Consider the following 8,763-nt stretch of genomic DNA (forward strand, 5'->3'; position numbering starts at 1 on the left):
GCGCACCAGTGATGGACTTCAGGACCGGTCAGCTGGCCGGCCACACCGTGGCCCGCGTCGGCTACGGCGCCATGCAGCTGGAACACACCGACCGGCAGGCGGCGCTGACCGTGCTGCGCCGCGCGATCGAGCTGGGCGTCAACCACATCGACACCGCGGAGTTCTACGGCGACGGCGTGGTCAACGGCCTGATCCGTGAAGCGCTGCACCCCTACCCGGAGCAGCTGGTGCTGGTCAGCAAGGTCGGCGCCGTGCACGACGGGCACACCGGGCTAGTGCTCGCCCAGCGGCCCGAGCAGTTGCGCGCCCAGGTGGACGCCAACCTGCGCCGACTGGACATCGAGCGGCTGCCGGTGGTGAACCTGCGTCGCGCCGACGCCGGCCCCGGCCTGCTGGCCACCGCCGAGCAGCGCGTCGATCTCGCGGCGCAACTCGCCGAGCTGGTGGCGCTGCGCGACGAGGGCAAGATCGCGGCGATCGGCCTGAGCCATGTCAGCCTGGACCAGCTGCATCAGGCGCTGCCCGCCGGCATCGTGTGCGTACAGAACTACTACAACGTGCTGCAGCGCTCCGACGAACCGCTGCTGCAGGTGTGCCGCGCGCACGAGCTGGCGTGGGTGCCGTTCTTTCCGCTCGGCTCGGGCTTTGTCGGAACCGGGCCGGCGACCAACCCGCAAGCGGCCGAGGCCTTCGCCAGCCTCAAGAAGGTCACCGACCATCCCGCGGTGATCGCGGCGGCCGCCGCCCAGAACGCCACCCCCGCGCAGGTCGGGCTGGCCTGGCTGCTGGCGCACGACCCGCGGGTGCTGCTGATCCCGGGCACCGCCAACGCCGAGCACTTGGCCGAGAATGTCGCCGCCGCCGAGCTGCACCTGGACGCCGACACGCTCGCGACGCTGGATGGGCTGGCCGATCCGCGCCGAACGTGCACTCAGACCGACTTTTGCGGCGAATGTTCGTCCTGAGTGCACGCTCGGCGAGAAGAGCCGCCACCAGCGCACGCTCGGCGACGATGAGGCGGGTAGGTCAACCCGTCTCGGCGATGGTGGCGCTGGCGATCACCTCGTCGCCGGCCAACATGTCGGGGCGGTAGCAGACCACCGTCTGGCCGCGGGCCACCCCGCGCAGCGGGTCGGTCAACCGCACCACCAGCCGCTCGCCGGCCAATTCGGCGACCGCGGGCACCGTGTCCCCGTGGGCGCGGACCTGCACCTGGCAGTCGATCGGCCCGGACGGCGCGGTGCCCGAGGTGAACACCGGCCGATCCCCGACCAGGCGCCACACCTCCAGGTCGGCGGCGGCGCCGACGGTCACGGTGCCGGTCTGCGCGTCGATGTCGGTCACATAGCGGGGCCGGCCGTCCGGTCCGGGCCCGGCGATGCCCAGCCCCTTGCGCTGGCCGATGGTGAAGCCGTGCACCCCGTCGTGTTCGGCGAGCACGGCACCGGCCGAGTCGACGACCGCGCCGCGGCGCACCCCGATCCGGGCGCCCAGAAACGCCCGGGTCTCCCCGGACGGGATGAAGCAGATGTCGTGGCTGTCGGGCTTGTCGGCGACGGCCAGGCCGCGGCGGGCGGCCTCGGCCCGAATCGCCGGCTTGGGGGTGTCCCCGACCGGGAACGCGGCATGGCGCAGCTGCTCGGCGGTCAGCACCGCCAGCACGTAGGACTGGTCCTTGTCGGTATCGACGGCCCGGCGCAGCCGCCCGTCCGACAGCCGGGCGTAGTGGCCGGTGGCCACCGTGTCGAAGCCCAGCGCCAACGCGCGGGCGGCCAGCGCGGAGAACTTGATCTTCTCGTTGCACCGCACACACGGGTTGGGGGTCTCCCCGCGGGCGTAGGACTCCACGAAGTCGTCGATCACGTCCTCTTTGAACTTGTCGGCGAAATCCCAGACGTAGAAGGGGATTCCCAGCACGTCGGCGACCCGGCGGGCATCACCGGCGTCCTCCTTGGAGCAGCAGCCCCGCGATCCGGTGCGCAGCGTGCCGGGCGCGCTGGACAGCGCCAGGTGCACGCCGACCACGTCGTGACCGGCGTCCACCATGCGCGCGGCGGCCACCGAGGAGTCCACGCCGCCGCTCATCGCGGCCAGCACCTTCATCGGGACACCCCCGCGCTGGCCAGGGCGGCCTGCCGGGCGCGGGCCACCGCCGCGGGCAGCACGGCCAGCGCCGCGTCGATGTCGGCGTCGACGCTGGTGTGCCCCAACGACAGTCGCAGCGACCCGCGGGCGCTGGCCGGGTCGGCGCCCATCGCGATCAGCACATGCGACGGCTGCGCCACCCCGGCGGTGCAGGCCGATCCGGTCGAGCATTCGATCCCGTTGGCGTCCAGCAGCATCAGCAGCGCATCACCCTCGCAGCCGGCGAAGGTGAAGTGCGCGTTACCGGGCAGCCGCGGCTCGCGGGCACCGTTGAGCACGGTGTCGTCGATCTGGCTCAGCACCCCGTCGATGAGCCGGTCCCGCAGCCCGCGCAGCCGCGCCCCGTTGACCTCCAGGGCGTCCACCGCGACCCGCAGCGCCGCGGCCATTCCGACGGCACCGGCGACATCGGGTGTGCCGGAACGGATGTCGCGTTCCTGACCGCCGCCGTGGGATAACGGCACGCAGGCGACGTCGCGGCGCAGCAACAGGGCGCCCACGCCGGGCGGGCCGCCGAACTTGTGTGCGGTCACGCTCAGCGCCGCGCAGCCGCTGGCGGCGAACGACACCGGCAGCTGGCCCACCGCCTGCACGGCGTCGGTGTGCATCGGAATGGCGAACTCGGCGGCGACCGCGGCGAGTTCGGGGATCGGCAGCACGGTGCCCACCTCGTTGTTGGCCCACATCACCGTCACCAGCGCGACGTCGTCGTTGTCCTGCAGCACCGCCCGCAGCGCGGCCGGGGACACCGACCCGTCGGCGGCGTTGGGCAGCCAGGTCACCTCGGCGCCTTCGTGCTCGACGAGCCAGGTCACCGCGTCGAGCACCGCGTGGTGTTCGACCGCGGTGGTGACGATGCGACGCCGCCGCGGGTCGGCGTCGCGGCGGGCCCAGTAGATGCCCTTGACGGCCAGGTTGTCGCTTTCGGTGCCGCCCGCGGTGAAGATCACCTCCGAGGGGCGCGCCCCCAGCAGGGCCGCGATGGTCTCGCGGGATTCCTCCATCCGGCGCCGCGCCGCCCGCCCGGCGGTGTGCAGGGAGGACGCATTACCGACGGTCCCCAGCGCGGCCGTCATCGCCTCGATGGCTTCGGGGTGCATCGGGGTGGTGGCAGCGTGATCCAGGTAGACCATGACCTGCCTAGGATACCGGCGCAGCTCGCGGGCCCCACCTGGGCCGATGGTCGCTACGGAAGCGCCCGGATCACCCGGCACGGGTTGCCGACGGCCAGCACCGACGCCGGCACATCCCGGGTGACCACGCTGCCCGCCCCGATCACCGCGTTGTCGCCGATGCGCACCCCGGGGCACACGATCACTCCCCCGCCCAGCCAGGCGTTGTCGCCGATCGTGATCGGCGACGCCGACTCCCACCCGTGGCGTCGGGCGTCGTGGTCGTCGATGGGGTGCAGGGCGGTGAGCAGCTGCGCGCGCGGGCCGATCTGCACGTGGTCGCCGATGCGGATCGGCGCGCAGTCCAGCAGGATCGCGTCGTAGTTGATGAAGCTGTGGGCGCCGAGGTGGATGTAGGTCCCGTAGTCGCACTGCAAGCGCGGCAGGACCGACGTCCCGGCCCCCAGCGACCCGAGCAGGTCGGCGAGCAGCTGGTGGCGGCGCTGCTCCTCCTCGGCGCCGGTGGCGTTGAACGTCTCCAGGACCCGTTGGCATGCGGCGCGGCTGGCGACCAGATCCGGGTCGTCAGGCCGGTACCACTCCCCGTGCAGCATCCGCTCGCGCTGAGTGTCCATGCCCTCGATCGTCGCGCACCGCGGCCTGGCAGCGCCCGGCCAGGTCGCGGCGATCGGCGCCCGGCAGCTGCAGCGACGCGACGTGCACCCGCGCCACGGTGCGCCGCGCGACGATCAGCCGGCGCATCGAGGCTCCGAGCGTGTCATCGCCGACGTAGGCCGGCAGCGTCGAGAGCGAACCGTCGGTGTGGTGATAGCTCAGCCGCAACGGCTGCACCGGCCGGGCCGCGTCGACGGCGGCCTGAAACATCGCCGGATAGAACCGGCCCGCGGCGCGCCCGCACCAGGTGGTGCCCTCCGGGAACGCCACCACGGTGCGCCCGGCCCGCAGCCGGGCCGCCACCAGAGCGACCACACCCGGCAGCCGCCGCAGGCTGGCCCGCTCGATCGGGATGATCCGCATCAGCCGGGCCAGCGGCCCCAGCGCGGGCCAGCTGAGCAGATCGGCCCGGGCCACAAAGGAGCCGGGCAACACCGCGCCGATGACGAAGACGTCCAGCCAGGACACGTGCCCGCTGACCACCAGCACACCCCGCAGATTGCGAATCGGCCCACCCGACACCGCGATTCGGACCCCGAAACAGCGCAGCACCGCCCGGCAGCAGCCGCGCTGCAGCCGGGCGCGGCCCGGCATCGGCACCGCCAGCAGCGGCAGCACCGGCACCAGCAGCACCGCCAGCGCGATCCGGGCCGCCACCACCAGCGGGGTCGACCGGTCGGCGCCGGTGCACACGCAGCCGGTCGTGGTGCAGGTCGCGCGCGGCAGCCACGGGTGGTCCAGCGCCGGGCTCATATCGCCGGGGCGGCGATATCGGCGGCCGCGGCCACCGACCGCAGCCGGCGCAGATACCGGGTGTCGGCGTCGCTCTTGGCCAGCAGCGCCGGGAAGTCGCCCACCCCGAATGCCGGGTCGTGGGCCGGTTCCCCGCAGATCCGGGCGCCCAGCCGCAGGTAGCCGCGCAGCAACGGCGGCAGCACCGGGCGCGGCGGCGCCGCGATGTCGTCGAGGCTGCGCCCGTCGATGCGCACCGGCCGGTAGGGCGTCAGCCGGTAGGGCGACGCGTGGCGGCGCTGCACGAAGTCGCGGATCCCGCGCAGCTGGCTGCCCGGCGGGCCGTCGCCGTAGACCGGGACCGACACGCAGCCAGTGACGTAGTCGTAGCCGCACCGGTCCAGGTAGGCCAGGATGCCGGCCCACATCAGCAGCACCACCGCGCCGTTGCGGTGGCCGGTCCGCACCACCGCGCGGCCCATCTCGACCAGCGACGGGCGCAGCGGGTCCAGTGCGGTGACGTCGAATTCGGTTGCGGTGTAAAGCCCGCCGGCGGCGACCGCGCCGGTCGGGGGCAGCATCCGGTAGCAGCCGACCAGGGCCCCGGTGCTGTCGTCACGGACCAAAAGGTGATCGCAGTACTCGTCGAACCGGTCGGCGTCGACGCCGTCGGCGGTGTCGGTCAGGGCAAAGCCCGGCTCGGTGCTGAACACCTCGTAGCGCAGCCGCTGCGCGGCCTCGATCAACGCGGGGTCGGTGGACAGCAGCAGCGAGTAACGCGGGGTGTCGGTGGAGGGGGTGGGATCGGCGGCGATGAGTACAGAACCAGTGCTCATAGCCAGCACGGTGACGCAGCCGTTGGGCGCGACGGCAATCACCGCGTGACGGGTGGGTGAATAGTGGCCGAGCAGACGCAGAATCGCATGCGGGAACCCCCGCGAATGCGATTCTGCGTCTGCTCGTGCGGGAAAGCGGAACGGTCAGGCGGCGGCGCCGCCGCCGTCGGCGTGCAGGGTCGAGCCGGTGATGAAGCTCGATCGCGGCGAGGCCAAAAACAGCACCGCCTGCGCGATCTCGGCCGGATCGGCGGTGCGGCCCAGCGGCAGCGCCCGGCCGAGTTCGTCGTTGGTGTCACCCCATTCGGCGGCCACCCCCGCGGTGGCGGTCGGTCCGGGTGCGACGCTGTTCACCCGCACGCCGTGCGGCCCGAATTCGGCGGCCCAGGTGCGGGTCAGCGATTCCAGCGCGGCCTTCGACGCGCTGTAACTCGACGCGCCGGGAATGCCTTTGAAGGCGGCCATGGTGGTGACGTTGACGATGCTGCCCCGTCCGCGCCGCAGCATGCCGGGCACCAGCGCGGCGACCAGGAAGTAGGCGCCGCGCACGTTGGTGTCGAAGGTCGACTCGAACGACGCGACGTCCTGCTCGACGGTCAGGGCCCCAGGAAAGGCGGCGGCGTTGTTCACCACGATGTCGACCTCCCCGCATTGCTGCGCAAGGGATTTCACCGACTCCAGGTCGGCCAGGTCGGCGGCGACAAACCGCACCCGGGCGCCGAGTTCGGCGACCGCCGCGGCGCCGCGGTCACGGCAACGACCGGTGATGATCACCGCGGCGCCGTGCCGCGCCAGCAGCCGGGCGGACTCGAACCCGATGCCGGCGGTGCCCCCGGTGACCAACGCGGTCTGGCCGTGCAGTTCGGTCACTGCGCGGCCAGCCAGTCGGCCAGGCGGGTTTTGGCCAGCACGGCGCCCTCGCCGGTGACCAGGCCGGCGTCGCCGACCTTGGTGCCGAAGTAGACGGCCGACGGGTCGACGGCGATCGGCAGGCTCTCGCCGCGGTGCGCCAGAACCAACTCGGCCAGCTCGGCGAAGGTCATCTTCTCCGGGCCGCCGATGTTGACGATGCCGTCGACCGGAGCGGCCTGGGCGGCGCGGGCCACCTCGGCGGCCACCTCGGCGCCGGCGATCGGCTGGATCAGCCCCTCGGGTGCCCGCACGGTCCCGTCGACGGTCAGCGATGCGGTGATGCCGTCGGCGAACTCGTGGAACTGGGTGGCGCGCACGATCGTGTAGGGCAGCCCGGATTCGGCGATGATCCGCTCCTGGGCGACCTTGGCGCGCATGTATCCGCTGTCGGGCAGGCCGTCGCAGCCCACGATGGACAGCGCCACGTAGTGGCCCACGTCGGCGGCCTTGGCCGCGGCCACCAGGTTGGTGGTGGACTTGGTGAAGAAGTCCAGCACCGGGTCGTCGTCGAAGTTCGGGGAGTTGACCACGTCGACCAGCACGTCGGCACCGGCCAGCGCCTCGGCCAGACCGTCACCGGTGAGCACGTCGGCCCCCGAGTTGCGCGAGGCGGCGACCGTCTCATGCCCGGCGGCGCCCAGCAGCGCCACCACCTTGGACCCGATCTGCCCGCTGGCGCCCATCACGGTGATTTTCATTGCCTGCCTCCCAGTCGTAGTGGTGATGGGACAACCCTGGCACCCCGGTGGCCGCAATCGAACCCCGGAAAGTCCGTGGTCTGCTACGGGCTCAGCCCAGGGACGCGGTGCGCAGTTCCCGGCGCGACCGGATCGCCAGCTTGGCGAACACCTTGCGCAGATGCCATTCGACGGTGTGGGCGCTGATGAACAGCTGCGCGCCGATCTCGACGTTGGTCAGGCCCGCTCCGGCCAATTCGGCGATCTGCCGCTCCTGCGGGGTCAGCGCGTCACCCGCGGACGACGGCCGCTTGCCGGTCTTCTCCCCGGTGGCCTGCAGCTCGCGGCGGGTGCGCTCGGCGAACGCCTGCGCGCCGATCCGGGTGAACGCCTCGTGCGCGGTCCGCAGCTGCACCCGCGCGTCGGCGCGGCGGTGCTCCCGGCGCAGCCACTCCCCGTACAGCAGGTGGGTACGGGCCAGCTGCACGACGATGCGGGTACGACCCAGCCGCTCGATCGCTTCGACGTAGCCGGCCTCGGCGTCGTTTCCGTCGCTGAGCAGAGCCCGGCAGCGGGCCCGCACCCCGAGCGCCCAGTCGGTGCCGGCGGCCGCGGTGCGCTCCTCGAGCTGCGCGACGGCGTCGGCGGCGGTCGAATGGTCCCCGGACCGGGTCGCGGCCTCCACCAGCTCCACCAGGTTCCACCCGTACAAGCCCAGATCCTCGTACTCGCAGGCGCGGCGCAGCGCGTCCAGCGCGACCGGATAGTGGCCCCGGCCGTTGTGCAGCACCCCGGTGGCATACCCCGCCAGGGCGGTCACCCGCCCTTCCCCGCGGGCGGCGCCGTCCCGAACGGCGGCCTCGACCAACACCGTCGCCTCGGCTTCGTCGCCCGCCCAGGCCGCCAACGCCAGCTCGTGATACCGCACCGGTGTGTGGCCGGCGGCCGCCGAGATCGCCCCGGCGTCGGCGATCAGCGCCCGCGCGGACGCGAACTCGCCGGCCTGCACGTGCACCCCGGCCCGGGTGGTCAGCGCCATCGGCAGCATCGCCAGCGCACCGGTGTCGGTAGCGACCCGCACCGCGGCAGTAGCGATCCGGTGCCAGGATTCGTCGTCCCACAGATCGTGCACCGCGGCCTCGTGCGCGATGGGAAACGCCTGCCACGACCACGTTTCGGGTGTGATTGCCGCGACGGCCGTCCGCAGTGGCGCCACCCCAGCGGCACACCCTGCGCTGATGCGGGTGGTCAAACCCCGCAGCAGCAGGTCGGTCGGCCGGCTCGGGTCCGCATCCGGGCCGGCCGCTAGCGCCGCCGCGACGTGGTCGCGCACCCCGGTCCCGAACAGCCGGCCGGCGTACATCGCCGCGCTGACCGCTTCCAGCAGCGTCTCCTGCGCCATCGCCGGCGCAAGAGACTCCAAAGAAGCTGCGGCACCGAAAAATTGGTGAACCGACTCGATCAGCGCGGGCGCCTGGCCGGTGCTGCGGCCGCGGGTGAAAGCCAGCTGCGCCCGGGTGCGCGCCAGCCGAGCGCGCTGCAGGTCGTTCAGCGGTGCAAGGTCCGCGGTGGCCAGCAGCTCGCCCGCGGTCTCGAGTTCGGCGGCCGCCCGGTTGGCCTCGGCGGCGTCCAGGGCGCGGGCGCCGCGCACGGCCGCGTCCGGGGTCAGTTCGG

At 72.9% G+C, this 8,763-nt stretch carries 9 protein-coding genes; 1 reads left to right on the forward strand and 8 read right to left on the reverse strand.

Annotated features, from left to right (window positions below; translation table 11 throughout):
- Positions 1-11: 11 nt before the first annotated feature.
- Positions 12-965, forward strand: a complete 954-nt coding sequence (locus tag BKN37_RS04740; RefSeq protein WP_071022378.1) for an aldo/keto reductase — start codon at positions 12-14, stop codon at positions 963-965.
- A 61-nt stretch (positions 966-1,026) separates the two neighbouring features.
- Here BKN37_RS04740 and mnmA read toward each other — a convergent pair whose 3' ends face one another.
- The 8 genes from mnmA to BKN37_RS04780 form a co-directional block, all read right to left on the reverse strand.
- Complete coding sequence (gene mnmA / locus BKN37_RS04745; protein ID WP_071022382.1) at positions 1,027-2,103, reverse strand: tRNA 2-thiouridine(34) synthase MnmA; 1,077 nt, start codon at positions 2,101-2,103, stop codon at positions 1,027-1,029.
- Positions 2,100-3,278 carry a cysteine desulfurase family protein gene (locus tag BKN37_RS04750; RefSeq protein WP_071022386.1) on the reverse strand — a complete coding sequence of 393 codons (1,179 nt, stop codon included), beginning with the start codon at positions 3,276-3,278 and terminating at the stop codon, positions 2,100-2,102. Before BKN37_RS04750 ends, mnmA begins: the two co-directional genes overlap by 4 nt.
- Positions 3,279-3,331: 53 nt before the next feature.
- Entirely contained in the window at positions 3,332-3,892 is a 561-nt protein-coding gene (locus BKN37_RS04755; RefSeq protein ID WP_071022389.1) for a sugar O-acetyltransferase, read from the reverse strand.
- Positions 3,843-4,685, reverse strand: coding sequence for a lysophospholipid acyltransferase family protein (locus BKN37_RS04760; RefSeq protein ID WP_071022393.1), 843 nt, complete (start codon positions 4,683-4,685; stop codon positions 3,843-3,845). Before BKN37_RS04760 ends, BKN37_RS04755 begins: the two co-directional genes overlap by 50 nt.
- A complete protein-coding gene (locus BKN37_RS04765) occupies positions 4,682-5,500 on the reverse strand; it encodes a GNAT family N-acetyltransferase (RefSeq protein ID WP_071022417.1) in 819 nt (272 codons plus the stop codon). Before BKN37_RS04765 ends, BKN37_RS04760 begins: the two co-directional genes overlap by 4 nt.
- 144 nt (positions 5,501-5,644) lie before the next feature.
- Positions 5,645-6,370, reverse strand: a complete 726-nt coding sequence (locus BKN37_RS04770) for an SDR family NAD(P)-dependent oxidoreductase (protein ID WP_071022396.1) — start codon at positions 6,368-6,370, stop codon at positions 5,645-5,647.
- A complete protein-coding gene (locus BKN37_RS04775) occupies positions 6,367-7,110 on the reverse strand; it encodes an SDR family oxidoreductase (protein WP_071022399.1) in 744 nt (247 codons plus the stop codon). The genes BKN37_RS04770 and BKN37_RS04775 overlap by 4 nt, the downstream gene beginning before the upstream one ends.
- 91 nt (positions 7,111-7,201) lie before the next feature.
- Positions 7,202-8,763: helix-turn-helix transcriptional regulator (locus tag BKN37_RS04780; protein WP_131823521.1), on the reverse strand; the 1,562-nt coding region annotated here is incomplete at its 5' end.

This window comes from Mycobacterium talmoniae (assembly GCF_001854525.1).
GTDB classification, from domain to species: Bacteria; Actinomycetota; Actinomycetes; order Mycobacteriales; family Mycobacteriaceae; genus Mycobacterium; species Mycobacterium talmoniae.